Here is a 25,592-nt window from a genome sequence, read left to right on the forward strand (position 1 = left end):
CCGACGGAAGGCGACACCCCGTGATCGACTACGACCTCCTGGCCCGGAACGCACTCGCCCTGGGCTTCGCGCGGCTCGCGGCCGCCGTGGTCGTCCTCGACGCCTCCGGCCGGGTGCTGATGTTGCGCCGCCGCGAGGACGACGTGCTGCCCGGCCTCTGGGACTACCCGGCCGGCGGCCTGGAACCCGGCGAGGGCGTACGGGCGGGCGCGCTGCGCGAACTCCGCGAGGAGACCGGGCTCACGGTGGCACCCGAGGACGTCGAGTACGTCCGGGCGGTGGACTTCCCCGGTGCCGACGGCCGTCCGATCCGGCAGTTCGTCTTCACCGCCACCGTGCCCGACGGCACCCCGGTGACGCTCACCGAGCACGACCGGTACGTGTGGGCGGACCTCGACGACCCGCCGCCGACCAGCGCCGGCTACCACGAGGTGCTCGACTTCCTGCGGCGGCGCCGGGCCGTGCCGGGCTGGCGGCCGATCAGCCGCTACGTCCACGACATCGCCCTGGCGAACCTGTACGGGGCCTTCTACTTCACCGACCGGGCCGGCCGCGGCCTCTGCCTGCGCAACGCCTTCGACCCGAACCGCTGGCAGTTCCCCGGCGGCGACACCGACCCCGGCGAGACCCCGTGGGACACCGCGCTGCGCGAGGCCAAGGAGGAGCTGGGCCTGGACCTCGCGGCCGAGAACCCCGGGATCGTGGACCGCCGGGAACTGCTCGCCGTGGTGCACTTCTCCCCCGGCGCCTACTGGCCGCTGCACCAGGTCGGCCACATCTTCCGGGGCGGACGGCTCAGCGACGAGCAGCTGGGCCGGATCCGGCTCTCCCACGAGCACACCGAGTGGGCCGTCCGCAGCCTCCACGACTGGCGCGCCGTCATGCGGCCCGCCGACTACCGCAGGCTGCTGCTGGTCGACCGCGCCCGCCGCGCCGGGCTCACCCTCTACGGCGAGCGGCCGGGGACGGACGCCGTCGACCGGCACGGCGTCGCACGGGACTTCGAGGGCGTCGTGGTGTTCGTGACCACCCCGGACGACAAGCACCTGCTGATGAACCTGCGCGACGACGAGCCGGGCATCGCCCACCCCGGGTGCTGGGCCCCGATCGGCGGCCACCGCGAGGGCCGCGAGAGCGCGTACGAGACCGCAGCCCGGGAGGTGCTGGAGGAGACCGGCATCCGGGTCGACGGCCTGCGCGCCCTCCCCGGCCCCCGGCACCCGGCCGTGCACGAGTCCACCGTCGCCCTGCACGGGACGTACGCCGGCCCGGAGTCCGCCCTCGTCCTCGGCGAGGGCCGGGCCGTCCGCCTGGTCCCCCTCACCGAGCTCCCGGACCTACGGACCCCGCCGTACCTGGCGCACTACCTCGACCGGCTCCCGGACGGCCGCCCGACGGAGGCGGGTCGGCAGCCGAGGTAGCGCACCGTCACCGTCCGGGAGTTCGGCCGCGGCGCGTCACCGGGGGTCGGCCCGTCACCTGGGGTCGACGGCGCGTCACCGGGGGGCGGCCGACGGGGCGTCCGGGGTGTCCGGGGTGTCGGCGGTGGGCTCGGCCCCGGTCCAGCCCTGGTTCGCGTCGACGGTGGTGAGCGGGGCGACGGAGGTGGGGCCGGCGGTGCCGAAGGCGGCGCAGACCGGGTCCGCGGTGTCCACGGTGACGAGCGGGTCGCGGAGACTGGTGTCGAGCTTGGTGTAGAGCAGGAGGGTGCCGCCGGTGGTCCGGGCCGGGGTGCCGGGCTGGACCGTCACCCCGTGCTGCCAGCGCCAGGCGCCCCAGGTGAGGGTGACGGCGGTGTCGGCGGGCGTGCCGTCGGGCCGAGCGAGCAGGGCGTAGACCTGGCCCTGGTAGGCGTGGTCGTACTGGTAGACCCAGTGGGTCCGGGCGTCGCAGCCGGAGCCCGCGGCCGGCCAGGGCGGCGGCACGGGCGGCGGCACGACCACGACGGTCGGCAGCACCCGGGACGGCGTGGGCTGCGGGGCGGCGTCGGGCGTCGGGGTGTCGCGCGGGAGCCGGCTGCCCGCCAGCAGACCGGCGGTGAGGCCGGCGAGGAGTGCCGCCGCCGCGACGGCCGGGCGTGAGGACCACCAGTGGGGAGCCCGTGCGCCGGCCGGATCGACGGAGGCGGGCCGGACGGCGGCGGCCGGCCCGTACGCCCGCCCGTGCGCCCGCTCATCGGCCGGCCCGTCCGAGGACTCGTCCGCCGGGGCCGTGGGCTCCCCCAGGGCGTCGCGGGCCCGCTCCCAGTGTTCACGCCACGGCCCCGGGTCGCTCTCGCCGCAGGCCTCCAGGAAGGCCTCGACCGTGGCCCAGGTCGGCAGGTCGACCCCTCCCGCCGCCTCCGAGAGGACCGTCGTCGAGCGGTGCACCTTGCGGCTCATCGCGGCGAAGGTCGGGGTGCCGGCCCGCTCGCGCAGGGCTCGCAGCCGCAGGGCGAACTCCGCGACCGGCCCCGCGTCCGGGTCCAGGCTCCGTTGTCTGCGGCCCACCGACGCTCTCCCCCGTGCTGCGGCTTCACTCTGATTGATTGTCCGGACCAGATTGTCCGCAGCGGCCCGGCGGGTGACCAGGGGTTGATCGTTTTCCGTGATTGTTTGTCCGAGTCGCGACGGTGTTGGCCGCGACCGACCGGCCCGCCACTGTGGTGAGCGCACCGGGACCGCCGGACCCACAGGCGCACCACCCGTCCCGTCCAGCCGTCCCGTCCACCCGCCGGCGGCCGAGCCGCCGTCCACCCCTCCGGGAGACCGCATGAAACCCATCGCACACTGGCTCGGACGCGTCGTCGCCGTACTGGCCGTCCTCGCGGGCGGGCTGGTGGCGTTCGCCGCTCCCGCCTCGGCCGCCACGATCTGCGGCAACTCACCCGTCCCGCCCGGCCAGGTGATCGTCTCCGAGCGCACCAGCAACAGCTGCGGCGGCTACCTGGAACTGACCGTCCAACCGCCGTTCGACGGCATCGGTGTCTGCGGCGACTCCCCGGTCCCCGCCACCTACGTGATCACTTCGGAGTCGGGCGGCAACGGCTGCGGCGGGCACCTGAACGCGGTGATCCGCATCGCCTACCCGGGGATCGGCATCTGCATGGACTCCCCCGTCCCGTCCGGCTGGGTGATCACGGCCGAACAGCAGACCAACAGCTGCGGCGGCCACCTGGGCGGGACGATCACCAGCCAGCTCTTCAACAGCATCAGTGTGTGCGCGGACTCGGTCGTCCCGCCGGGCTGGGTGATCACGTCCGAACAGCAGACCAACGGCTGCGGCGGCACCATGTCGGAGAACCTGAACGCGCCGTTCCCGGGCATCAACATCTGCGGCGACTCACCGGTCCCGCCCGGCTACGTGATCACCTCGGCGCAGCAGGCCAACGGCTGCGGCGGCCACCTGGTCGAGATCATCACCAACAACCTGTTCAACGGCATCAACGTGTGCGGCAACTCGACCGTCCCGGCCGGGTGGTGGATCTCCTCGATGTACACCACCAACGGCTGCGGCGGCTACCTGGGCGAGATCCTTCAGCACTGACGCACCACCGCCCCGCCCGAACCCCCGGCCCCGGACGCCCGCACCCCCGCAGGGCGCCCGGGGCCGGGTCATCCGCGGTCGGGCCTTGCCCCTCAGTCCGCCGCGCGGTTGGCCCGGTGGGTGGCGACCCGGACGCGGGTGGCGCAGCGGGGGGTGCAGTAGCGCTGGGGGGTGCGGCGGCCGGTGTCGATGAAGAAGCGGCCGCAGCCGGGGGCGGCGCACCGGCCCCAGGCGCAGGTGCCGCGTTCGCTGAGCCAGAGGCCGAGGGCGAGGGCGGCGGTGGAGAGCAGCCAGTGGGTGGGGCCGGCGTCGGCGGGGGCGCGGGTGTGCAGGGACCAGGGCCGGCCGGGAAGGCGGACCAGCCGGGGGCGGGCCGGGTAGCGGTCGAGCAGGGCGTTGATCGCCTCGGCGGCGGTGTCGGGGTCGTCGGCGCCGAGGATCGCTATCACGGGGGCGGTGGCCTCGCACAGTTCGCGGGCGTCGGCGTCGGTGAGCCGGAAGGCCGGGCCGCCGTGCAGTTCCAGGAGCGCCTGGAGGTCGGCGGCGCTCGCGTCGGGGTCCTCGTGGACGGTGTTGGCGAGGTCGGTGAGGAAGTGCAGGCCGCGGGGGTTGCCGTCGTCGGGCTGCTGCCGGGTGCGGGGCTGGGCCATGGGGTCGCCTTCGGATCGGGTGGTCGCCTGCCCACCATGGTAACGTCAAAAAGACGCATTGAACGTTACGGAGGGGTGGCATGCGAAACCCGGCGGTACTCCCGGAAGTACTCCCGCGGACAACGTCCGTCCTCGTCGTCGGCGGAGGCCCGGTCGGCCTCACGCTGTCGGTCCTGCTGTCCGGGTACGGCGTGCCGCACCTGCTCGTCGAGGCCCACCCGGGCACCTCGCACCACCCCAAGGCGCGCGGGGTGTCGGCGCGCTCCATGGAGCTGTTCCGCCGCTGCGGCCTGGAGGAGGAGGTCCGGCGGGCCGGGCTCCCGGCCGCGCAGGTGCACTTCTACCGCGGCCGCGACCTGGTCGACCCGGACTTCGTCCGCACCGGGGTCGCCGCCGAGCCGGGCGGCCCCGAACGCACCCCCTCCCCCGGGCTGATCTGCTCCCAGGACGCCCTGGAACCCGTCCTGCTCCGGCGCGCCCGCGAACTCGCCCCGGACGGCGTCCGGTTCGGGTTTCGGCTGGTCTCCTTCGCCGAGCAGCCCGACGGCGCTCACGACATCGGCGCGCACGAAAATGGCGCGCGCGAAAATGGCGCGCGCGATGTCGGCGTACTCGGCCACGGCGTGTACGCCACGCTGGAGGACCGGGCCACCGGCGAGCGGCACACCGTGCGCGCCGACTGGCTGGTCGGCTGCGACGGCGCGGCGAGCACCGTCCGCGAGACTGCGGGGATCCCGATGGAGGGGCCGACCGGACTCGGCCACTACCTCAGCGTCCGCTTCGAGGCACCGCTCGGCGAAGTTGTCGCCGACCGCGCCAGCGCCTCGTACTTCCTCACCGCGCCGGGACGCGGCGGCTTCCTGGCCGTCGACAACGACCGGCACTGGATCTACCAGCACCCGTACGACCCCGAGGACGCGGACGTCACGGCGCTCCTCACCGACCACCGGCGGCTGGCCGAGCTGGTCAGGGACGCCGCCGGGGTACCCGGCCTGCCGGTCACCGTCCACGACACCATGACCTGGCGGATGGACGCCCGGCTCGCCGCTGCCTACCGCCGCTCCCGGGTCCTGCTCGCCGGCGACGCGGCCCACGCGGTGCCCCCGACCGGCGGACACGGCATGAACACCGGCCTCGGCGACGCCGACAACCTGGCCTGGAAGCTCGCGGCGGTGGTGGCCGGGACGGCGGGCGAGGCTCTGCTGGACAGCTACGAGGCCGAACGCCGCCCGGTGGCCCGGCAGGTCATCGACATCTCCCTCGCCAACTCCCGGGCCCGGAGCGGCTACCGGATCGACGACGAGCTGCTGCTGACGGCGGCCTACCGCTCGACGGCGGTCCTGGACGATCCGGACGCACCGGACGCACCGGACGCACCGGCCCTGCCGCCGCTCGACCCGGACCGGAAGCACCCCGGAGGCGCGCCCGGCACCCGGCTCCCGCACCTGAGGCTGTCCGGCCCGGCCGGGCCCGCTTCCACCCTGGACCTGGTCGGGCCCGGGTTCACCCTGCTGGCGCCCACCGGCGAGGCCGCGAAGGCGGAGGAGACCGACGAGGCCGGGCAGGCGTTCTGGCGGCGGCAGGCGGACACCGCCGTGGCGGCCGGCCTGCCCGTCACCGTCCGTCCGCTGCCGACGGAGTTCGCCCCGTGGAGCGGAGCGCTGCTCGTCCGCCCCGACGGCCACATCGCCTGGCGGGCCCCGCATCCGCCCGCCGGCCGGGACACGCTCCTGCTCACCGTCCTGCGGCGGATCCTGTCCACGGCGGAGAGCCGGTGAGAGCAGGTGAGAGCCGGGGAGAGCCGGGGAGACCCGGTTCAGGTCACCAGCCCGCGCCGGAACGCCTCGCCGACGGCGCCCGCCCGGTCGCGCACCCCGAGCTTGTCGTAGATGCGCAGCAGGTGCGTCTTGACGCTGGCCTCGCTGACGAACAGCTCGTGCGCCACCTCCTTGTTGGAGGCCCCGTGCGCGACGAGGCGCAGCACGTCCAGCTCGCGGGCGCTGAGCACACCGTCGGCCGGTCGCCGTACCCGGTCCATCAGACGCTTGGTGATGGCCGGGGAGAGCACCGCCTCGCCGCGGGCGGCCACCCGGGCGGCGCGCAGGAGTTCCTCGGTCGGCGCGTCCTTCAGCAGGTAGCTGGTGGCGCCGGCTTCGATGGCGGGCAGCACGTCGTTGTCGGTGTCGAAGGTGGTGAGCACCAGTACGCGGACGGCCGGCGCGGTCCGGCCGAGACGCCGGATGGCGGTGACGCCGTCCATCACGGGCATCCGCAGGTCCATCAGCACCAGGTCGGGCTTCAACTCCTCGACGAGGTCGAGGGCTTCGGCGCCGTCGCCGGCCTCGCCGACCACCTCGAACTCGGGGCTGCCGGTGAACGCGCCGCGCAGGCCGTCGCGCACGATCGGATGGTCGTCGACGATCAACAGCCGTACCGGTGTGGACTGTTCGCTCATTCGCCCGCTCCCCGCCGGATCGCGGGCACGCTGGCGTTGACGGCGGTGCCCGCGCCCGGCGCGCTCTCCACGGTCAGCGTCCCCAGCACCCGCTCCAGCCGCTGCCGCAGACCGGGGAGGCCGTAACCGCCGTCACCGCCGTCGCCACCGTCGCTGTAGCCACCGCCGTCACCGTCTTCCGGCGGTGGCGGCTCGTCCCGGCCCGTCACGGTGAGCGCGCCGAAGCCGACACCGTCGTCCCGGACGTCCAGCATCACGGTGTCGTCCAGGTAGGAGATGGTCAGCCCGACCCTACCGGCCGCCGCGTGCTTGGCCACGTTGGCCAGCGCCTCCTGGGCGACCCGGAAGAGCGCCACCTCGATCTCGGTCAGCAGCGGCACCGGGTCCCCGGTGGCCTCGACCGACACGGGGACGCCGTGCAGGGCCGACCAGCGCCGGGCGAGGTCCTGGACCGCGCCGGGCAGATGGGCCTCGTCCAGTTCCACCGGCTGCAGTGCCGCCACCGACCGGCGGGCCGCCGAGAGGCCCTCCCCGGCCAGCGTCCGGGCCTGCTCCAGGTGCCAGTCGCGCCGCTCGGGCCGCTCCCGGGCCCGGTCGGCGGCCTGGAGCTGGGTGACGATACCGGCCAGGCTCTGGGCGAGGGTGTCGTGGATCTCCCGGGCCATCCGCTGCCGCTCGTCCTGGACGCCGGCCTCCCGGGCCTGGGTCAGCAGTTGGGCGTGCAGGCCGTTGTTCTCCGCGATGACGCTCTTCAGCCTGGCGATCAGCCGGCGGCGCTCCTCGCTGCGCTCGTTGAAGCGGTACGAGAGGTTGCCGAACACGCCGATCAGCAGCGTCTGCAGGACCACCGAGGCGGCGGCGATCGCGATCCGCTTCGAGGTGTCGGGGATCCCGCCGGGGATCAGGTTGATCATCAGCGAGGTGGCGCCGACGCTGACGAAGGCCCACTGCGGCGGCAACAGGTCGTACGCCTGAACGAAGCCGATCACGGCGAACACGAAGAAGATCGGGTGCTGTGTCATCAGCACGGCGGCCAGGACCTGCTGGACCGCCACGTACGTCAGCATCGGCCCGGTGCGGGCGCTCCACTCCCGCGGGCGCAGGGTGTACATGGCGAGCGTCCACCCGGCGGTCACCGCCACCAGGGGGCCGACCGTCACCCGCGCGTTCGCCGCGCCCTCGTCGGGCTGCAGGTAGCTCAGCACGGTGGCCACGGCCAGCAGCGCCAGGGGCAGCGGGGTGAGGTAGCGGCGGACCCGGGCCAGGTCGATCGGTTCGTCGCTCAACATCCTCGACATGCTCGTCCCCCAGATGGCCCCGGTCGCTTCGCGCCCTGCGACCCTACGTGATCTTGCCGACGCGGGCCCGGCCCGGCCGACCGGCCCCCCGGCTGACCGGCTGACCGGCTGACCGGCTGACCACCTACTCCCAGCGGAAGAGGCGGGCCGCCGCCACCCCGAGGACCACCGCGTACGCGGCCAGCACCAGCACGGCGGCCGGGCCCGGCCAGTCGCCCCTGGCGGCGTCGCCGAACGCCGCCACGGACGCGCCCAGCGGCGTGTAGTCGCCGATCCGGTTGACCGCCTCCGGCATCTGCTCGCGCGGCACGTAGAGCCCGGCGAAGAACATCAGCGGGAAGAAGAGCATGCTCCCGGCGCCGGTGGCGGCCTTGCCGGTGCGGATCACCGAGGCCAGGAACAGTCCGATGGCGAGGACCGCCGGCACGGAGAGCGCGAAGGCCAGCAGGAACCCGCCCGGGTTGGCGGGCGGTTCGACGTCCCAGAGCAGGGCCGCGGTGCCGAGCACCAGGACGGTCGTGGTGGCCACGACCGCCGTCTGGACCACGAGTTGGGCGACCAGCACCCGTACCGGGCCCACCGGCGTGGCCGACAGCCGCCGCAGCACGCCCTTCTCCCGGTAGCCCACCAGGTACGCCGGGGTGACGAACAGTCCGGTCAGCGCGCAGGACAGCACGACCAGGACGGGCGTGAAGTGGTCGATGCCGCGCTGCCCGAGCTCCGCACCGGCCTCGCGGGAGGACGGGAGGCTGCCGATGACCACCACCAGGGCGACCGGGAACAGCAGCGTCCAGAAGTACGCGGCGGGGTCGCGCAGGAACAGCTTGAACTCCACGGCGGTGAGCCGGTTCATCGCCCGCACCGGGGGCTCCTTCCGTCGGTCCTTCCGTCGGTCCTTCGGTCGGTCCTTCGCCCGCTTCGAGGTACTCACGGGTTCACCGCTGCCGGTCGGGGTGGTCGAAGCGCCGTCCGGTCAGGGCGAGGAACGCGTCCTCCAGCCCGGCCGGTTCGGCCCGCAGGTCCGCCGCGACGATCTGCTGCCGCGCCAGGGCCGAGGCCACCGCGTACACCAGGTTGCCGGTGCCGGTGACCACCACCTGTGCCCCGTGCCGCTGCACCGAGGTCACCTCCGGCAGTGCGGTGAGGAGGCCGTCGTCGAGCGCGGTGGTGGGCCGGAAGCGCACCCGCTGCTCGGCGTTGACGGCGGCGACCAGCCCGGCCGGGGAGTCCAGCGCCACGATCCGGCCGCGGTCGACGACGGCCAGCCGGTCGCAGAGCCGCTCCGCCTCCTCCAGGAAGTGCGTGACCAGGACCACGGTGATGCCCCGGTCCCGGACCCGCTCCACCAGCTCCCAGGTGTCCCGCCGGGCCGCCGGGTCCAGCCCGGTGGTCAGCTCGTCCAGCACCGCGACCCTGGGGTCGCCGACCAGCGCCAGCCCGATCGACAGCCGCTGCTTCTGCCCGCCGGAGAGCCGGCCGAACGGGCTGTCGGCCCGCTCCGTCAGGTCCAGCAGCGCGAGTAGTTCCCGCCAGTCGGCGGGCTCCTCGTAGAAGGACGCGTACAGTTCCATCGCCTCGGCGACCCGCAGCTTCTCGGGCAGTTCGCCGCTCTGCAGCTGCATGCCCAGGACCCGGCGCAGCCCGGCCGCGTCCCGCCACGGGTCCAGCCCGAGCACCGAGACGGTGCCGCCGTCCGGCACCCGCAGCCCGGCGAGGCACTCCACCGTCGTGGTCTTCCCGGCGCCGTTCGGGCCGAGGATCCCGAAGATCTCGCCCTCCCCGACCTCGAAGGAGATGCCGTCCACGACCGTCCTCCGGCCGTACCGCACCCGCAGGTCCGACACCACCACGGCAGGCCTCACCGGTCCCACCCGGTGTCCGGCCCCCGCCGTTTCGGTGTCACATCGGCTCGCACGGCCCCGACCTCCCCGTCCTCCCGGCCCTCCCGGGTCCGCCCAGTCTCCGGCACCCGCCCCGGCCCGCGGATCCACCGTCCGACAACCGAACGGTGGAACCGCCGGTAACCGAACGGTGGACACCGGGAGGTCGCACCGGCCCCTACAGCAGGCCGGTCGAGACCACAAGGGTCGTTGACGAACGCCGGAGCGATGCGTCACCGTTGTCCCAACTCCCGCTCCAGGCAAGGAATTCGCCTCCGCATGCACGTTTCCCACGCCCTCGTCGAGAAGGTGGCCGAGCGCGTCGACCTCCGCGGTGGAGCCACGGTGTTCTACCAGCGCCTGTTGCGCGACTGGTCGGGCAAGGAGCGGATCAGGAGCGAACGGCTCCGCGCCATCTACACGGCACTCAACTGCCACGGCCTCCGCTGCTACCCCCGAGACCCGATCTGCGGCGAGGACTGGCCGATCCTGATCTACCGCACGGAACTGGCCAACGCACAGTTCGACCGGCTCGGCCCGGCCGCCCGGGCGAGCCTCAAGACGGCCGTCGACATCCTGAGCCTCCCGTACTCGCACAGCAAGGTGTGGGAACTGCGCGATGCCCTGCTGGAGATCAACGGGGTGAAGAAGAAGGCGGCCTGACCCGACCGCCACCACCCGAAAATCGGACGACGGCCGGACGGGCGCGGGCCTAGGCTCCCCCGCATGTCCGGACCGACCTTGGTGATCGATCTCGCCGACCCCCTCTCCCCCGCCTCCGTACGGGCACTCCGGGAGCTGATGGTGGGGCTCTCCTGCCGCTTCACGGAGATCCGCCCCGGGTCGTACGACGTCCACGTGCCCGCCGAGCGGCTGGGCATCGAGGACACCCGTGACCCGGACTGGCGGAAGCCGTACCCGCTGCCGCTGCTCGCCGGACAGCCGACAGACGCGAGCCTCGCCGCGCTGGTGGGGTTCAACCCGCGACGCGAGGACCGGCGCCGGCCGTTCGACGTCTACCTGATGGGGGCGGGCGCCGGCGACGAGTCCATATTCGAGTCCGAGCAAGCGGAGGAGGACGAGATCGAAGCCCTGCTCGGCTTCCGCGCCGCCCAGGCCGTCAACGTCAGCGCCGCCTGCAACGGCGCGATCGACCACGCCGCCACCGCCCTGCTCACGGCCGCCGTCCTGGACGTCATCGGCGGCGTCTGCAAGGCCGAACTGGCCCCCGGCCAGGCGTCGGTGACCGCCGACCTCCCCGGGCTGATCGCCGTCGCCGACGACGGCTGGGACACCGCCCTGGTCACGGCCGAGTTCCTGCGCGCCTGGGTCGCCCGACCGGGCTTCCGCCTGGTCAAGTAGCAGCGCGTTCATGCGCGGCCCGATGGACAGCGCCGCAGCCCCCGGCGCGCGGGCGGCGGGGGCTGGCGGTCAGGTGTCCTCGTCCTGGGGCGGGGTCGCGCGGAGGGCGGTGACGACGCCCAGCGCGACGGTCGCGAAGGCGAGGGCGAGGAGGACAGCAAAAGCTGTCCCGATCAGGAATCGCACGGGGTCTCGCGTTCGGCGTCGAGGAGGAGGACGAGGAGGTTGAGCAGGGTCGACGCGGGCGCGGTGCCGAAGCGGACGAGGACGCGGCCGTCCAGGGTCTTGTCGGTACCGGCCGAGGGCCAGATCAGGCCGAACTTCCGCCCGCGCTCCTGGACTTCGGCCAGGAGGGTACGGATGTGGTCGTCCGTGTAGTGCCGGATCCGGGGATCGGTCGGCTTCATGGGGTGGCGACGGTAGGACATCAGGCGACATCCTTCTGCAGCTCGAACCAGACCGATTTGCCACGCTCCTGGGGGTCGACACCCCAGCGGTGGGTGAGCCCGGCGACCAGCTGGAGGCCCCGCCCGGACTCCGCGAGCAGGTCGGTCGACTGCGGAGAGGGCGGGATCGGGCTCTCGTCCGTGACGGAGACACGGAGGGTCTGGTTCGCGGAGATGATCTGGACGATCGGCGCGGGGGTCGAGCCGTGCCGCCAGGCGTTGACCAGGAGCTCGACCAGCGCGAGCTGCGCGTCGAAGATGGCGGAGGGGGACCAGCCGACGCGGGTCATGGTGTCACCGAGGGACTGACGGGCGATGGCGATCGAGGGCGTGTTGAGGTGACGCATGGGACTTCTCCCGAGGCGTGAGTGAGGGAAGAACCGGCGGAACACATGTCGCCGTGAGCCAGGCCAGGCAGATGGGCATGGCTGCTCTGCGGTGCTTGCTAGCAGGCGTTACTGACGATCCGTCGGATCGATGTGACAGCGACCATAGCGCACAGGGGTGGCCAATTTTCCCCCGCTTCGGGAACTTCCCTCTATCGTGGTAGTTGGTAGACCGCCACTCAGCCCTCACGGCAGACTTGAGTCGACTACGTCCTCGGAAGGAAGCCATGCCGCCACGCGCCAACCCGACACTCCGCCAACGCAGGTTTGGCACCGAGCTACGGAGGATGCGCGAGCAGGCCGGCTATGGCGGCTCAGAGCTCGGTCGCCTCGTCGGGATGAACCCCGCTCAAGTCACTCAGATGGAATCGGGACGGATCGGTATCAGCGCCGACCGCCTGCGCACCATCGCCTCCGCGTGCAACTACGCGAATCGCCCGATGATCGACGCTCTCGCCGACATCATCACGGAGCGCGGCCGGGGATGGTGGGAGGAGTACCGAGAGGTCCTGACGACAGACTTCCTTGAGGTAGCCGAGATCGAGCATCACGCCAAAACGCTCTCCGTCTGCACCACCACCTACATCCCGGGCCTGCTGCAAACCGGGAGCTACGCATCTGCCGTGTTCGCTCGGGTCTATCCGCCGCTGCCTCGCAAGGACATCGATGTCCGAACTGCCTTCCGTGTGCAGCGGCAGCAAGTGGTCCGATCCGGCAAGATCCCGCTTCGCGCATTCGTTCACGAGGCAGCACTCCGAATGCAGTTCGGTGGCCCCAAGGTGCTCGCCGACCAGCTTGACGCCCTGATCGGCGACTCAGCCGACAACGGAATCTCGATCAGGGTGGTGCCGTTCGATGTGGACACCTTCCCCGGTGCTGGCGAGAACGTAACGCTCGCCGAGGGCCCTGTACCCGAACTCGACACCGTTCAGATGGACACCTCTCCCGGCACGCTCTTCTTCGACGCCCCAGCAGACCTGGCCAAGCATCGATCCATCTTCGACCGCGTGGACTCCGCTGCACTTTCCGAGGATGAGTCGCGAGACTTCATCCGATCCATCAAGAAAGAAGTGGAATCCAAGTATGCGTAACACCGAGTGGCGGAAGTCGAGCTACAGCGCGGCGAATAACGAGTGCGTGGAGGTCCGAACTGCCGACGGGGCGGTCGAACTCCGCGAGTCAGACGAAGCCGACATGATCATCCGCACTGCCCCCGCCACCTTCGCCACCCTCCTCCAAGCCGCCAAGGCCGGCGAGTTCGACCACCACACCAACCCCACCAACTGAAACGACCGGCCCCTCGCTCCGCAAAGCGAGGGGCCGGGTCACCGCGAATCAACTGGCCTTGAGTCGTTCCAGGAACTCCTGGACACCGTCCACTCGCTGGTGAGCCTCGAACGCCGGCGCGAGGTCGCGCACGAGGGCGACGCAGCGTGGGGCCCCGATCCGGGTGGCCAGGTCCAGTGACTCCCGGCTGACGGCAAGCGCCTGTTCGACATCGTTGGACCGCAGGTAGCCGTTCGCCTGGTACGTCAGGAAGACTCCACGTGTCTTGTCGCGGGCGCGGGGCAGCAGGGCCATGCCTTCGGCGATCCGGGTGTGGGCCTCGTCGGTTCGGCCGAGGTCGAGCATGCACTGACCGGAGTCCACGGCAAGATCGGCCGGGCCCATCCATGCACACCAGCCCGGTGCGGGGTCGGCGGCCTCCACGCCGAGGGCAGCCTCGGCCTCCGACAGGTCCCGGAGACAGGCCGCCCGGTCCCCGAGGGCGGCGTACGCGCGGGCCCGGCGCAGGAACAGCAGCGACCGGGCGGTGGGATGCCCGGTGCCCGACAACGCGTACCCGAGCTGGTCGACCGACACCTTGGGTTCGCCGAGCCAGTTCGACTGGTAGGCGAAATCGGCCAGCACCCCGGCGCCGTGGTCCCGGTCCCCCGCGGCGTGGGCGGACTGCAGGGCCGCTCCCCAGAGCTTGCCCGCCGCCCAGTGCCGGCCGTGGTCGAAGCGGTACCAGCCGCAGGTGGTGGCCAAGGTGGCCGCCAGCAGGTGGAGTCGCCGGCCGATGTCCTCGCTGTAGCGGCCGTCGTCGATCAGGTCGGTCACCGTGGCCAGCTGGGCGTCCATCAGCCGCACGGTGTGCTGGCGCTGCTCGGTCGGCAGGACCGTCAGCTGCTTGCTGGTCTCCTCCAGCCAGTCCACGAGCCCGCCGTCCACCTGTTTGCCGTCCAGTGCGGACGTGAGGCGTGCGGGCTCGATCACGGCCCACTGTGCGGCGAGTCCTGCCAGGGAGACGGCACTGTACGTCATGAAGGTGCGGCGATCCATCAGAGCTCTCTGTGCGTCGTGGAGTGCTTGGACGGTGTGGGCGGAGCCGAGCGCGAGCGGCTCGTCGCGGCCGGGCAGCCAGTACGGCCAGCCGTACGCCTCCATGTCCGCGACCGTGACCCCGAAGACTTCGGCGAGCAGGAGCTGGGAGTCCACGTTCGGTGTCTTGCGCCAGTTCTCCCACCGGCTGACAGCCGCCTTGTCGGCCCCCGAGCGCAGCCCGTGACCGCGGGCGGCCTTGTCCATCGAGGTGGCGAGATCCCCCTGGGACCAGCCGTGCAGTTCGCGCGCATAGGCAAGGGGGTGCCGGATCGGGTCGTCCACGGGCCAATCCCATCATCGACAGTGCCCGCGAGCCTACCGACAACGCGGGCGGGACAACCCCGGGACTACCGACAATGCCTGGTCGGAGAGCGGGAGTTGGGTTGTACTCGACGCACACCGAAGAACTTCCTTCACGAAACGGAAGGAGCCCGCGCAGGAAGCGCCAGTTGACGAAGACACCGGCACCGTGGGGCACGCGACGCATGGGACCGTACGCGGCCACCAGCACGGTCCCGCGGCACGCGCCCGTCATCGACCCCGAAACGCAGATCGCGGTCATCGTGGACGAGTACGGTCGGACGGTCGAGCTGGGCGGCCACGGCACCAGCACGAGCGGCCTGACGCCCACCACGACCACCCCCGGTGACGGCGCCGGTCCGGGTGGCGCGACCGACGCGGACAGCACCGAGTCGTACGACCAGGACCAGAGTTCCGGCTGATGGACGACAGCAGGTCGGTACTCGTATTGACCAATCCCTATGACGTGACGGCGGACGTGGTGTTGCGGCTTCTCGCCGACCGCCGGGTTCCCGTTGTCCGTCTCGATCCCGGCGCCGACCTGCACGCGGGTGCCTCGCTGACCGCCACGTACCGTACGGGCGAGCAGCGGGGCACGCTGCGCACGGCAAGCCGGGAGCTCGACACCACCCGGATCCGGTCCGTCTGGGTGCGCCGGCCATCGCCCTACGAGGGGCCCCCGGGTTTGGACGACCAGGACCGTCGCTTCGCCGCAGAACAAGCGCTGTGGGGCACCGGAGGTATCCTCGCGTCACTGCCGGGCGCGCACTACGTCAATCACCCGTGGAACAACCGGGCCGCCGAGTTCAAACCCGCTCAGCTCTCGACCGCACGGCGTTGCGGATTCCTGACGCCCGACACGGTGATCACCAACGACCCTTACGAGGCACGGAGTTTCGCCGCCCGACAGCACGGCGGGGTGGTCTACAAGCCGCTGTGGAACACGCCCTACCGCGTGGACGGCCGGCCGCACAGCGTGTGGGTCCGAGAGGTGCGTACAGCCGAGATCACCGACGCCGTGTCCGTGTGCCCGCACATGTTCCAGGCCAAGGTGGACAAGGCGTTCGACGTGCGGGTGACCGCTGTGGGCGCCCGACTCTTCGGGGCCCGGATCGACAGCCCTGATCTCGACTGGCGCCACCGCCAGGACCTCATGACGTGTACGCCGGTCGAGGTGCCGGAGTCGGTCGCTCGTGCGGTCGTCGCCTACCTCGCCGAACTCCGTTTGGTCTACGGTGCGTTCGACTTCGCCGTCACCAGCGCCGGAGACTGGTACTTCCTTGAGTGCAATCCGAACGGCCAGTGGGCGTGGCAGCCGGCTCAGACCACCGCAGCGATCGCCCATGCCGTCGCCGACCAGTTGGAGAAAGGTCCCGACACGTGAGCACAGCGACTCGACTCCGCTCCGCCTTGGTGCACAGACTCACCGAGGACGGCACCCTCACCGCACCCGAGTGGAGCAGCGCCGCCAGGGAAGTACCCCGGGAGCTGTTCACGGGGTCCTACTTCCTGCCGGTAGCGGGCAGCGTCCCCACCAGGTACCGGCCCGTCCGGGAGGGCGAGCCCGGATGGCTGGAGGGGGTCTACTCCGACGAAACGCTGATCACTCAACTCGACGGCCGCACCAGGCCCGACGACGTGACCGGAGGGCCCGTGCCCGGCTCCCCGTCGTCGTCGTCCACCCTGCCGTCGCTGGTGTTGCGCATGTGGCACCAACTGGGCGCCGAGGCCGGACACCGGGTGCTGGAGATCGGCACCGGAACCGGCTACTCCACCGCCCTCGGCGCGCACCGCCTCGGGGACGCCTGTCTCACCAGCATCGAATACGACCCGACGGTGGGCGGGGCCGCTGCGGCGGCGCTCAGGACGGCGGGCTTCGCGCCTCGGCTGATCATCGGTGACGGGCTGCGCGGTGACCCGGACGGCGGCCGGTACGACCGGCTCATCGCCACCTGCTCGGTCCGGTACGTCCCGCTCCCGTGGCTGCACCAGGTGAAGCCGGGCGGAAGGATCCTGGTCACCTTGTCCGGGTGGAGCTACGCCAACGCCCTCGCGCTCCTCGACGTGACCGGCCCCGGGGAGGCCACGGGTCGATTCCTGCCCGGCTACACCAGTTTCATGATCGCCCGGCCCCACGACCGGCCACCCCGCCCGACACTGGCCCTGCTGCCCGGCGAGGAGCGTCCGAGCCGGATCGACCCCGCGAAGCTCGACGACTGGACCGGCGGTTGGGTCGCACAGCTCGCGGCGCCCTCGGCCGAACGGATGGGGGCGGGAGCGGCACAGATCCTCTGGGACGTGTCCACCGGCTCGCAGGCCCGGACGGCACCCGACCCCGATGGCGGATGGACCGTCGTGCAACGCGGTCCCGCCCGCCTGTGGGACCGGGTCGAGCAGGCGGTGCGGTGCTGGCAGGCCGCAGGCGAACCCCACCAGGAGGAATTCGGCATCACGGTCTCGACCGCCCGCCAGCGGGTGTGGCTCGGCGCCGAGGACGGCCCCGGCTGGGACCTGCCGATCTGACCCACATCGGTCGAAGGCCGTCATCACGGAACTCCCTGGCGGTCCCCTCGGCGTGGTCCTATGCTCCCGCTGTGACTACCGAGTTGATCGTCTTCGGGTCGGCTTTCGCCCTCCACGGGATCGCCACCGCCTTCGACATCCGCAATGCCGCCAAGTGGTGGCAGCTGCTCAACTACCAGTACCGTCAGTCCGATCTGGCGCTGCGTACCGTCAAGATCATCGGAGCGATTCACGCGGCCCTCGGCACGGCCGCCGTGGTCGTCGGGCTGGCGACCTGACGGTCCACTGGGTCGGGCGGTGCGGGGCATCGGCTGCCGCGCCGCTCAGCGGGCCGGCGCCTCGCAGTACCGCTTGAGCCCGGCCGCCTCGATGTCGACGTACCGGCGGGTCAGCTTGCCGTACGCCAGAGCCATCAGCGGCGCCATGAACCCCTTCTGCTGCACGCCGAGCACCACCCGGGACCGGTCCGCACCGAGCGGCTCGATCAGGTGGGTGCTGATCGTGGTGAACGCCGGGTTCTGGGAGCGCCATTCGAAGCTGCGGCCGGCCTCCATCCCGGTGACCTCCCACACCTCGGTCGGCAGCTTGAACTGCCGGACCTCCGCCTCGCTTCCCACTGCCACCGGGCCGTCGGACAGCAGCCGCACGCTCGCCTTCGACACCGTCCAGCGAGGCCAGCCCTCGACGTCGGCCAGCACCTCCCACACCCGATCCGGCGGGGCCGCGACATTCACCGTCACCTTGTACCGCACTCGTGTTCCCTTCCTCAAAGGCAGGTGCCCCACGGTACGGCCCGTCGCACGGCGGCCTTCGCCCGGCCCGTGCGGTGGCTCTGCGGCTCTCCGGCTCTCCGGCTCTCCGGCTCAGTGGCGGTGGTGGTTGTCGGGTTGGGCGGGGTCGCCGGGGTGTTCGAGGCCCTCGACGAGGGTGAGGCGTCGGGCGCGTTCGTGGTCGAGCCAGCGGACGAAGGCGGCTCGGCGGGCGGCTTCGCGGAGCCGCGGGGTGGGGTCGGGGGTGGCCTCCGGGGTGGTGGTGGCGAGGAGGGCGGCGGTCCAGGGGCCTACGGTGACCCACTCGCCGACGGGGGCCGCACGGAGGGCTTCGGCCAGGGCGCGCGGGACGGTGTCGGGGTCGGCTTCCGACTCGCCGCCGGGGAGCGCGAGTCTCCAGCGGGCGGCCGGCGTGCGGGTGGTCATCGCGCGGTAGTGGGCGATGTCCTCGGGCGTGGGTTCGATGTCGGCGGTGACCGACTCGTAGACGGCGCGGACGGCCGGACTGCTCTCGTAGGCGGCTGCCGTGATGGATCCCAGTTCGACTGCGGCTTGTTGGTCGAGGTGGGTGGCGCCGGAGCCGAGTACCAACCCCCGCTCGGTTGCCACCGCCTCGCAGAGCGCCTCGGTCAGCAGCACCTGGGCGACCCACCGGGTGAGCTGCCGGTCCTCCGAACTGCCTGGCTGGGGCAGGGCGGTGGCGCGAGGGCCGGTCCGGAGGGCGGCCAGCCGGCGGTCGAGGGGTTCGCGTGGGAGGGGGTGTCCGTCGAGCAGGCCGAGGGTCATGATTCCACCACCAGGGCGACGGTCGGGGCGTACTGGCAGCGGCCGAACCACATCACCTTGGCGAGGGCCCAGTACGAGCCGGGGTCGGTCGACTCGGGGACGGCGAGGGTGAAGTCCACGGTCGTCGCGGAGCCGGCCGCCACCGCGAAGCCTCGTACGGGGTCGGCGATCGTCTCCCAGGTGCCCCACGGGGAGACCAGTTGCAACTCGCCGCGGATCTCACCGCGGGTGCGGTTGGTGAGGGTGAGGCTCAGGGTGGCGCGGCCGCCGGGGGTCAGCCGCAGGGTCTGGTGGGAGACCTCGACGTCGAGGCCGGTGCCGCGGCCGGCGGTGGCCTTGGTGCCCTGGGCGGCCGTCCAGTCCTCGGGGGCGTCCCCGGCGACGGGCAGCAGGCCGGGGAGGTCGCCGACGGCGACCGTGACGACGTCCTCGATCCGCTGGCCGTCGTGCTCGGTCCGGACGGCCGCGAAGTACAGCCCGGGTTCGGCGGCGGCCGGCGGGGTGAGGGTGACCGGGAAGCGCAGGTGTCCGCCGGGTTCCAGCCGGTACGGGCGGCTGCCGAGGCCGGCGGTCCAGCCGTCCGGCGGCAGGACGACGGCGGTCCCTTCGACGGCGGCGTCCCGCAGTTGGGAGGAGAGGGCGACGGAGAGCACCACCGGTTCGCCGGTCGTCCGCAGCAGTCCGGGCGAGGTGCCGATGGACACCGGCAGGTAGCCGAGCGGTGCCGGGCCGCGGTTGTGCAGCCAGTAGCGGGCGTGGACGGGCTGGGCGGGTTCGGCGGTGGGGCCGAGGACGGGACCGCCCTCCGCCGCGGTGACGCCGGGGGTGGCCAGCAGGGTGGCGATCCGCGAGCCGGGAAGGTCCAGGGGTTCGGCGGTGCTCTCAAGCGGCCGTTCCAGCAGGTCCGCGGCCCGTACCTGTTCCAGCCCGAGCGCCCCGGCGAGCGCGGCGGTCGACCCCAGCCCCGTCGACTCGACCAGCCGGACGGCCAGTTGGGGCCCGACCCCCGCCACCGATCCGTGCGCGATCGGGTTCCCGGCCGGCTTGAGCGTGCCGAGCAGCACCTCGCGCTGCGGTTCGACCCGCAGCCAGGACAGGGTGGCCGGCAGCGGGCCGTCCTGTGCGGGCACGATCCGGGCGTACAGCGGGTGGTTGAACTCCTGCCCCTGCGCGGGCAGGGTCTGCGTCCGCCAGTCGCCGTCCCCGCCGACCAGTGCATAGCTGAACTCGTGTGTCCAGTGCTGGAGTTGGAAGGAGGCCCCGTCGGGCAGGGTCCGCCGGGGCGGGTCGATCCAGACGCCCGAGGGCCAGCCGGTGCAGGAGCGCATCAGGGACAGGTGCAACGCCCCCGTGGTGTCGACCGCGAACCCGGGCAGGCCGAAGCCGAGCAGGGCCACGGTACGGTCGGCGAGGGGGCCGTCGGTACGGTCGGCGGCGGCCGCCGGGCAGACGGCGGTGATCCGGGCGTCGGCGAGGTCGTCGACCAGCGCGTCGACCTCGGCGGCGTCGGCGACGACGAGCGCCGGCAGTGCCCGCAGGTCGCGCAGGTCGGCGTCCGGCCGCCAGGCCTCGGCCAGCGGGGTCAGCGCGGGCACCCAGACCGCGCCGTGCGTCTTCAGGACGGCGGCGTACTCCGCTCCCGCCCCCTCGATCAACTCCCGTGCCGCCTCGTTGACTTCCGGTCCGCCGACCAGGATCCGGAAGTCCGGAAGGTTGGAGTCGACGTCCAGCCAGCCGTACCGGGCCCAGTCCGCGCCGGAGGTGGTGGCGGTGACCCCGACCCGGGCGAGCGCGACGACCAGGGGCCGGGCGTCGGCGGCGGCGTCCAGGCTCGGGACGATGACCTCCGCCACGCCCAGGGCGCGGGACCCGATCGCCGCCCCGGCCGGGTCGGTGAGGTCGGCGCGCGCGGTGGAGCCGAGCCCGAACCAGGTGTTGGCCGGGTTGTCCAGGGTCCACGGCGCCTCCGCCGAGTCCACGTCCGGCATGGCGAAGCCGCGTCCGATGACGGCGCCGGCCACCTCGCTGACGGGCAGCCCGCCGGGGACGTCCACCGGGAAGCGAAGCCGCAGCAGCCGGTCGGCGCCGGAGTAGTCCAGCACCCTCGTACGGCAGTCCACCCGGTCGACGCCGCGCCACAGGGTGACGGTCTGCTCGTACCGGACGGAGTCGACCGTGCCCTCGATCACCAGCCGCTCGCCGAGCGGGCCGGTCTCCCGGCGGACGGCGGCGACGGACTCCCCGGAGCCGGTCACCGGGCCGCTGGGCACCAGGTGCCAGGGGCCTTCACCGAAGTCGGGGTGCTGCGGGTACTCCTCGTACACCCGCAGCTCGTTGCCGATCCGGCCGTCCTGGATCAACTCCCGTTCGTGGCACAGGTCCCGGACCGAGCTGAGGCCGCCGCCGCGCCGCGGGTCGGCCGTCACCCGGTACCGGGCGTTGGCGATCACCGAGCCTTCGGCCGCCGACCAGGGCTCCTCCGCCGTCCCGTTCACCAGCCGCCAGGTGCGCCAGCCGAGCGCGGGCACGTCCGCGGCCAGGAACCGCAGCGTCCCCCGGTCGACGGAGCTCGGCACCTGCTCACCCCGGTCGTCCAGCACCCGTACCGCCCTGACGCCGTCGGGCAGTTCGACCGAGGCGAGGTCGGTCCGGTCGAAGGACAGCGTGTTGGTCACCACCACGGCCGATCCGGCTCCGGTCGTGGCAATCCGGCCGGTGAGCGCGTCCAGTGCGGTGTCCCGGACGGCGGTGGCCAGGTCGTACGCCTCCCGCCAGCCGCCGAGCAGGTCCAGGTAGACCTGGTCGGACTCGGAGCCGGTGATCGCGTCGTGGTGGGCGCCGTAGGCGAGTTGGCGCCAGACCTTGTCGAGCGCGGCGGCCGGGTAGCGGCCCAGGCCGCGGACGGCCGCCAGCGTGGCGAGCTTCTCGGCGTCCACCGCCGCCACCTCACCGGCCCGTTGGGCCTGCTTGGTGTCGATGTAGGACACGTCCTTGCCGGTGTAGACCGGGTTCATGTCGCGGGTCTGCGGGCTGGGCCGCCGTCCGGTGGCGGTGAGTTCGGCCCGGACGGCGTCCAGGAAGTCGCGCGGGGTGGCGCAGACGAAGCGCGGCCAGAGGTACTTGGCCGCCCAGGAGCGGTGGATCGCGGTGACCCACTTGTTGGGCGGGGTGTAGTCCGTGCCCACCGGCAGCAGCAGGTTCCTGGTCGCGCCGACCGGCTTGAGCTTGCGGTACAGCTCGTAGACGGCCTGTTCGGCGGTGGCGAGGTCGGGCGAGGAGTCCATCCACCAGCCGGCGGAGTAGTGGTGCGGCATGTAGTGGGTGAGCACGCCCTCGCCGCCGGGGGCGATCCATTCGAACTCGCTCGGGAACTGCATCACCCGGGCGTCGTCCTTGGCCTCGCGGAAGTTCTTCTGGATCGGTCCCCACTGGTGGAAGGGGCCGCGTGCCCAGGCGCTGCCGGTGAGGCCGGCCGCGGCGAGGTGGCCGGGGAACTGCGGGTCGTGCCCGAACACGTCGAGCTGCCAGGCGGTCCGCGGGTCCCCGCCGAGGATGTCCCGCTGGTAGCCGATGCCGTGGACGATGTTGCGGATGGTGGTCTCGGCGCCGGTCAGGTTGGTGTTCGGCTCGTTGTAGGTGCCGCCGACGAGTTCGACCTGTCCGCGTTCCAGCAGCTGCCGGAGGGTGTCGCGGCGCTCCGGGTGCTGGTCGAAGTAGGGCTTGAGGTAGTCGACTTCGGCGAGGACGAACTTGTACACCGGGTCCCGCAGGGCGAGGTCCAGGTGGGCGTCGACCAGTGCGAAGCCGTTGCGCTCCCAGAGCGGACGGGTGGTGGCGTCGGCGGAGAGCAGTTCCCAGGGGGAGGTGTAGGCGGCCTGGGTGTTCCACCAGACCGGGTCGTAGTGGAAGTGCGAGACCAGGAACATCGTCCAGCCGGGCTCGGCGACCTCCACCAGCCCCTCCGCGACGGCTCCTCCGGCCGTCACGGTGACCGGCAGCCGGTCCCCCGGGCGGGCGGTCGGGGTGATCTCCAGGGGGACCTCGACCGGTCCCGTGCCGGTCGCCTCGCCGCGGACGCCCGGGCCGTGGACGGTGATCCGGGCGGCCGGGCCCTCGGTCGTGACCCGCAGGATCTGGCGCGGGGCGGACTCGGGGCCGACGAACAGGTCGGTGGTCTCGACGGCGGTGATGGTGACCGGCACGGGGTGGTTCCTTTCCGGAGGTCCGAGGGGCCGCAGGTCCGAGGGGCCGAAGGTCCGCAGGCCCGAAGGCCCGAAGGCCCGAAGGGGCTGCCCGGGCTACGCGCCCCAGGCCTCGAACTCGTAGACGCGGGCGGCCGGGTCCGTGGTCTGGGTCGGCTTGGTGACCACCAGCCGAACGTAGCGGGCGGTCGTGTTCACCGGGTGCGTGGTCGTGCCGGCGGTGTTGCCGGTGACGGACGCGACCGTCGTCCAGGGGTCGGTGGTGTTCGACCGGACCTGGACGGAGAAGTCCCGGGTGTTGTACGAGGAGCTCTCACCGCCGGCCGAGGCGTGCTTGACCACGAACTTGGACAGTCGCTTCGCCGAACCGAGGTCCACCTCGAGCCACTTGGCGGAGCTCAGGGTGCACCACTTGTCGCTGGTGCCGCCGCTGACGCTGCCGTTGACGGCCTTGGCCGCCCCTTCGTTGGTGTTGCACTGGCCGGAGGCGGTGGCCGGGCGGTTCAGCGCCAGGTTGGTCGAGGCCGGCGGGGTCGTGGTCCAACTCACGGTCGTGGAAGCCGCGTTGGACCGCCCGTAGGTGGTGGACACCGCTTCCACGTCCAGCGTGGTGGCGCTCTCGGTGCCGGCCCGGTCGAGCCGCCCGACGAAGTAGGCGTCGTTGGGCGTCGCGCCGAGGAAGGTCCGGCTGCCGTCGGCGTTGCGCCGGTACACCTCGTAGTGGTGGACGTTGCCGCCGGGCGCCGCCGTCCAGGACAGCCGCAGCGACTGGCTGCTGCCCGCCGTCACGTCGCTCGCACCGAGCACGGTCAGGCCGCTCGGCGCCGCTGGCTTCTCCACCGACCCGTCGTAGACGGCGACTTGGCCGACCCGGAGATCGTACGAGGGGGCGGCCCCTTCGACCCGCAGGGCGATCTGGGCTATCGTGCGGCCCGCGTACGGGGAGAGGTCGAGGGAGTGCCGCTCCCACCCGGTGCCGGAGTCGGCGCCGACGTCGATCGTGGTGTAGGTGTTCGGCGCGTCGGTGAACGCGACGGCCGCCTTGAGCCCGGTGGGCCCGGCGGCCGGGGTCTTGACCACCAGGTCCAGCTTGGTGGTCGCCGCGACCGGCAGCTTGGTCTGGTACAGCCGCACGGTGTTGGCGGCGTCGAGGGTGCCGGTCAGCCGCAGCGAGGAGCCGCCCTGGTAGGCGTCGGTGAAGTCGACGGACGGGGTGAGCTTGCTGCCGGCCGAGTCGACCACCCAGCGGTAGGTGGGCGGGACGTCCTGGAGCGACAGGTTGTTCCAGCCGCCGGTGGCGACCCGGGTGCCGCCCGCGTTGTAGAAGTCGCCCTGCCCGGTGGAGAAGTTGGTGACGAAGGGCTTGGCGGTGATCGGCGAGGACTCGGCGACGTAGCCGGCCAGGCCGGGCCAGCTCGACGAGAGGTCGGTCCGGGACGGGTCGTTGTTGGCGCCGACCCAGTAGCGGGAGTCCTTGGCGTAGAAGTCGGCGCGGTCGGTGGCGGACTTCCAGGTCCACTCGGGGCGGTAGAGGCCGAGCGAGGTGGTGTGCGGCTTGCCGGTGGGGAAGAGGGTGTTCCAGTCCACGCCGGTGTTGTAGCCGTTGGCCTCGGTGTCGATGCCGGAGTAGAGGTCGTACTCGCTGCGGCCGAGCTGCCGGGCGAGCGTCCGGGAGGAGTTCAGTCCGCTCGCCGACCAGCCGAAGTTCAGGAACATCGAGTCCGAGACGCGCTTCGAACCGTCCTGCAGGAAGGGCGAGTTGGCCGAGGTCAGGGCGTTCTGCCAGTCGACCGCGCCGTCGGTGGTCATCGCGTCGTACCACATGAACTCGGTGCCGCTCTGCGCCTTGGTGTACTGCATCAGGTTGCGCAGCTCGCCGGCCAGGGCCGAATCGCCGCCGCCGGTCTCCTGGTTGATGAACCAGCCGTCGAAGCCGTAGTACTGCGCGGCCTGGGCGAGCTTGTCGGCGACGGGGTAGCGGCTGCCGGACTTCTGGACGAAGTCGCGCACCCACTGGAGCTGGCCGCCGTACGCGCCGGGCGGGAAGAAGACGGTGCCGTAGACCTTGACGCCGTTGCGGTGGGCCGCGTCGATGACGGTCGGGTTGGGGGCGAGGATCAGGCCCTCCCCGGCCGAACCGCCCCAGAACACCAGCTTGTCGACGTACTGCCAGTAGCCGAAGGCGTAGTAGTTGGGGTCGGCGGAGCCCTGCGAGGGGTTGTCGGAGGTGGGGCCGAAGGAGACCAGCGAGGCGATCTTGCCCTCGCCGGTGCGGGCGTTGGGGTTGGCCTTGAGCGCCGGGTCGCTGGTGCGCGGCTGGAGCGGGACGCGGGAACGGTTGAAGCGGGCGTCCGGGTCGGTGGCCGGGTCCCAGTTCAGGATCGTGCTGGGGTACCAGTACGAGGCGAAGGGCTGGCTGCCCGGGCCGGCCGTGGCGGCGGTGCCGCCGGCGGCTGCCGAGTCGGCGGGGGAAGCCGGTGCGGCGGCCGGTCTCGGTTCGGCCCGGGCCGCGGGGGCGGTGGTGGTCAGTGCGGCCGTCGTGAGGACGGCGCCGAGCAGCAGGGGGAGGCGTCGTGACATGCGGTGGCTCCGATCGAGCGGAGGAGGTGGGGGCGGGCCCGCCGGCAGCGGCGGGCCCGCCC

24 protein-coding genes are annotated in these 25,592 nt (G+C 72.5%); 11 read left to right on the plus strand and 13 right to left on the minus strand.

What is annotated here, in order from left to right:
• Window positions 1–20: 20 nt before the first annotated feature.
• On the plus strand, window positions 21–1,421 hold the full coding sequence (locus IE332_RS27010; RefSeq protein ID WP_189921228.1) for an NUDIX hydrolase: 1,401 nt from the start codon (window positions 21–23) through the stop codon (window positions 1,419–1,421).
• A 75-nt stretch (window positions 1,422–1,496) separates the two neighbouring features.
• On the opposite strand, the gene IE332_RS27015 is transcribed toward IE332_RS27010, so the two are convergent.
• Window positions 1,497–2,489, minus strand: coding sequence for a helix-turn-helix domain-containing protein (locus IE332_RS27015; protein ID WP_189921230.1), 993 nt, complete (start codon window positions 2,487–2,489; stop codon window positions 1,497–1,499).
• Between the two features lie 262 nt (window positions 2,490–2,751).
• Between IE332_RS27015 and IE332_RS27020 the strand changes: the two genes are divergently transcribed.
• On the plus strand, window positions 2,752–3,525 hold the full coding sequence (locus IE332_RS27020) for a hypothetical protein (protein ID WP_189921232.1): 774 nt from the start codon (window positions 2,752–2,754) through the stop codon (window positions 3,523–3,525).
• Between the two features lie 92 nt (window positions 3,526–3,617).
• Here IE332_RS27020 and IE332_RS27025 read toward each other — a convergent pair whose 3' ends face one another.
• Window positions 3,618–4,175: a CGNR zinc finger domain-containing protein gene (locus IE332_RS27025; protein WP_189921235.1), complete on the minus strand. Its 558-nt coding sequence runs from the start codon at window positions 4,173–4,175 to the stop codon at window positions 3,618–3,620.
• A gap of 80 nt (window positions 4,176–4,255) precedes the next feature.
• Between IE332_RS27025 and IE332_RS27030 the strand changes: the two genes are divergently transcribed.
• The gene (locus IE332_RS27030; RefSeq protein ID WP_189921238.1) at window positions 4,256–5,953 is read left to right on the plus strand and encodes an FAD-dependent monooxygenase; all 1,698 of its coding nucleotides are present in this window, start codon (window positions 4,256–4,258) and stop codon (window positions 5,951–5,953) included.
• Between the two features lie 38 nt (window positions 5,954–5,991).
• Here IE332_RS27030 and IE332_RS27035 read toward each other — a convergent pair whose 3' ends face one another.
• The 4 genes from IE332_RS27035 to IE332_RS27050 form a co-directional block, all read right to left on the minus strand.
• Window positions 5,992–6,630 carry a response regulator gene (locus IE332_RS27035; RefSeq protein WP_189921239.1) on the minus strand — a complete coding sequence of 213 codons (639 nt, stop codon included), beginning with the start codon at window positions 6,628–6,630 and terminating at the stop codon, window positions 5,992–5,994.
• On the minus strand, window positions 6,627–7,919 hold the full coding sequence (locus IE332_RS27040; RefSeq protein WP_189921241.1) for a sensor histidine kinase: 1,293 nt from the start codon (window positions 7,917–7,919) through the stop codon (window positions 6,627–6,629). Before IE332_RS27040 ends, IE332_RS27035 begins: the two co-directional genes overlap by 4 nt.
• A gap of 133 nt (window positions 7,920–8,052) precedes the next feature.
• Window positions 8,053–8,781, minus strand: a complete 729-nt coding sequence (locus IE332_RS27045; RefSeq protein ID WP_229928953.1) for an ABC transporter permease — start codon at window positions 8,779–8,781, stop codon at window positions 8,053–8,055.
• Window positions 8,782–8,863: 82 nt separating this feature from the next.
• On the minus strand, window positions 8,864–9,778 hold the full coding sequence (locus IE332_RS27050; RefSeq protein WP_189921245.1) for an ABC transporter ATP-binding protein: 915 nt from the start codon (window positions 9,776–9,778) through the stop codon (window positions 8,864–8,866).
• A gap of 309 nt (window positions 9,779–10,087) precedes the next feature.
• Here IE332_RS27050 and IE332_RS27055 point away from each other — a divergent pair, with 309 nt between their 5' ends.
• The gene (locus tag IE332_RS27055) at window positions 10,088–10,471 is read left to right on the plus strand and encodes a hypothetical protein (protein WP_189921248.1); all 384 of its coding nucleotides are present in this window, start codon (window positions 10,088–10,090) and stop codon (window positions 10,469–10,471) included.
• A gap of 63 nt (window positions 10,472–10,534) precedes the next feature.
• On the plus strand, window positions 10,535–11,170 hold the full coding sequence (locus IE332_RS27060) for a DUF6368 family protein (RefSeq protein WP_189921250.1): 636 nt from the start codon (window positions 10,535–10,537) through the stop codon (window positions 11,168–11,170).
• A 173-nt stretch (window positions 11,171–11,343) separates the two neighbouring features.
• Here the strand turns inward: IE332_RS27060 and IE332_RS27065 are convergent, their stop codons facing one another.
• Together IE332_RS27065 and IE332_RS27070 are read right to left on the minus strand one after the other, a co-directional pair.
• Window positions 11,344–11,598 carry a hypothetical protein gene (locus IE332_RS27065; RefSeq protein ID WP_189921252.1) on the minus strand — a complete coding sequence of 85 codons (255 nt, stop codon included), beginning with the start codon at window positions 11,596–11,598 and terminating at the stop codon, window positions 11,344–11,346.
• Entirely contained in the window at window positions 11,598–11,963 is a 366-nt protein-coding gene (locus IE332_RS27070) for an ATP-binding protein (protein ID WP_189921254.1), read from the minus strand. The genes IE332_RS27065 and IE332_RS27070 overlap by 1 nt, the downstream gene beginning before the upstream one ends.
• A gap of 266 nt (window positions 11,964–12,229) precedes the next feature.
• Here IE332_RS27070 and IE332_RS27075 point away from each other — a divergent pair, with 266 nt between their 5' ends.
• Both IE332_RS27075 and IE332_RS42000 read left to right on the plus strand, forming a co-directional pair.
• On the plus strand, window positions 12,230–13,093 hold the full coding sequence (locus IE332_RS27075; RefSeq protein ID WP_268256621.1) for a helix-turn-helix domain-containing protein: 864 nt from the start codon (window positions 12,230–12,232) through the stop codon (window positions 13,091–13,093).
• Window positions 13,086–13,289, plus strand: coding sequence for a DUF397 domain-containing protein (locus tag IE332_RS42000; RefSeq protein WP_189921258.1), 204 nt, complete (start codon window positions 13,086–13,088; stop codon window positions 13,287–13,289). Before IE332_RS27075 ends, IE332_RS42000 begins: the two co-directional genes overlap by 8 nt.
• A gap of 48 nt (window positions 13,290–13,337) precedes the next feature.
• Here the strand turns inward: IE332_RS42000 and IE332_RS27085 are convergent, their stop codons facing one another.
• Window positions 13,338–14,651 (minus strand): helix-turn-helix domain-containing protein, encoded by a 1,314-nt coding sequence (locus tag IE332_RS27085; protein ID WP_189921260.1) that lies wholly within the window; start codon window positions 14,649–14,651, stop codon window positions 13,338–13,340.
• 203 nt (window positions 14,652–14,854) lie between these two features.
• On the opposite strand from IE332_RS27085, the gene IE332_RS27090 reads away from it, so the two are divergent.
• The 4 genes from IE332_RS27090 to IE332_RS27105 all read left to right on the plus strand — a co-directional run bounded on the left by IE332_RS27090 (window position 14,855) and on the right by IE332_RS27105 (window position 17,470).
• Window positions 14,855–15,091, plus strand: a complete 237-nt coding sequence (locus IE332_RS27090; RefSeq protein WP_229928942.1) for a putative ATP-grasp-modified RiPP — start codon at window positions 14,855–14,857, stop codon at window positions 15,089–15,091.
• Window positions 15,091–16,053 (plus strand): ATP-grasp ribosomal peptide maturase, encoded by a 963-nt coding sequence (gene tgmB / locus IE332_RS27095; RefSeq protein WP_189921264.1) that lies wholly within the window; start codon window positions 15,091–15,093, stop codon window positions 16,051–16,053. The genes IE332_RS27090 and tgmB overlap by 1 nt, the downstream gene beginning before the upstream one ends.
• On the plus strand, window positions 16,050–17,192 hold the full coding sequence (gene tgmC, locus IE332_RS27100) for an ATP-grasp peptide maturase system methyltransferase (RefSeq protein WP_189921266.1): 1,143 nt from the start codon (window positions 16,050–16,052) through the stop codon (window positions 17,190–17,192). Before tgmB ends, tgmC begins: the two co-directional genes overlap by 4 nt.
• Before the next feature lie 71 nt (window positions 17,193–17,263).
• A complete protein-coding gene (locus IE332_RS27105) occupies window positions 17,264–17,470 on the plus strand; it encodes a hypothetical protein (protein WP_189921268.1) in 207 nt (68 codons plus the stop codon).
• Window positions 17,471–17,515: 45 nt separating this feature from the next.
• On the opposite strand, the gene IE332_RS27110 is transcribed toward IE332_RS27105, so the two are convergent.
• The 4 genes from IE332_RS27110 to IE332_RS27125 form a co-directional block, all read right to left on the minus strand.
• Window positions 17,516–17,977: an SRPBCC family protein gene (locus tag IE332_RS27110; RefSeq protein WP_308437605.1), complete on the minus strand. Its 462-nt coding sequence runs from the start codon at window positions 17,975–17,977 to the stop codon at window positions 17,516–17,518.
• 78 nt (window positions 17,978–18,055) lie between these two features.
• Window positions 18,056–18,748, minus strand: a complete 693-nt coding sequence (locus tag IE332_RS27115) for a DUF7158 domain-containing protein (protein WP_189921272.1) — start codon at window positions 18,746–18,748, stop codon at window positions 18,056–18,058.
• Window positions 18,745–22,950 (minus strand): glycoside hydrolase family 38 N-terminal domain-containing protein, encoded by a 4,206-nt coding sequence (locus IE332_RS27120; RefSeq protein ID WP_189921274.1) that lies wholly within the window; start codon window positions 22,948–22,950, stop codon window positions 18,745–18,747. Before IE332_RS27120 ends, IE332_RS27115 begins: the two co-directional genes overlap by 4 nt.
• 96 nt (window positions 22,951–23,046) lie before the next feature.
• Window positions 23,047–25,530 carry an endo-beta-N-acetylglucosaminidase gene (locus IE332_RS27125; protein ID WP_189921276.1) on the minus strand — a complete coding sequence of 828 codons (2,484 nt, stop codon included), beginning with the start codon at window positions 25,528–25,530 and terminating at the stop codon, window positions 23,047–23,049.
• Between the last annotated feature and the right edge of the window lie 62 nt (window positions 25,531–25,592).

Source organism: Kitasatospora xanthocidica, from assembly GCF_014656195.1.
Taxonomy (GTDB): domain Bacteria; phylum Actinomycetota; class Actinomycetes; order Streptomycetales; family Streptomycetaceae; genus Kitasatospora; species Kitasatospora xanthocidica.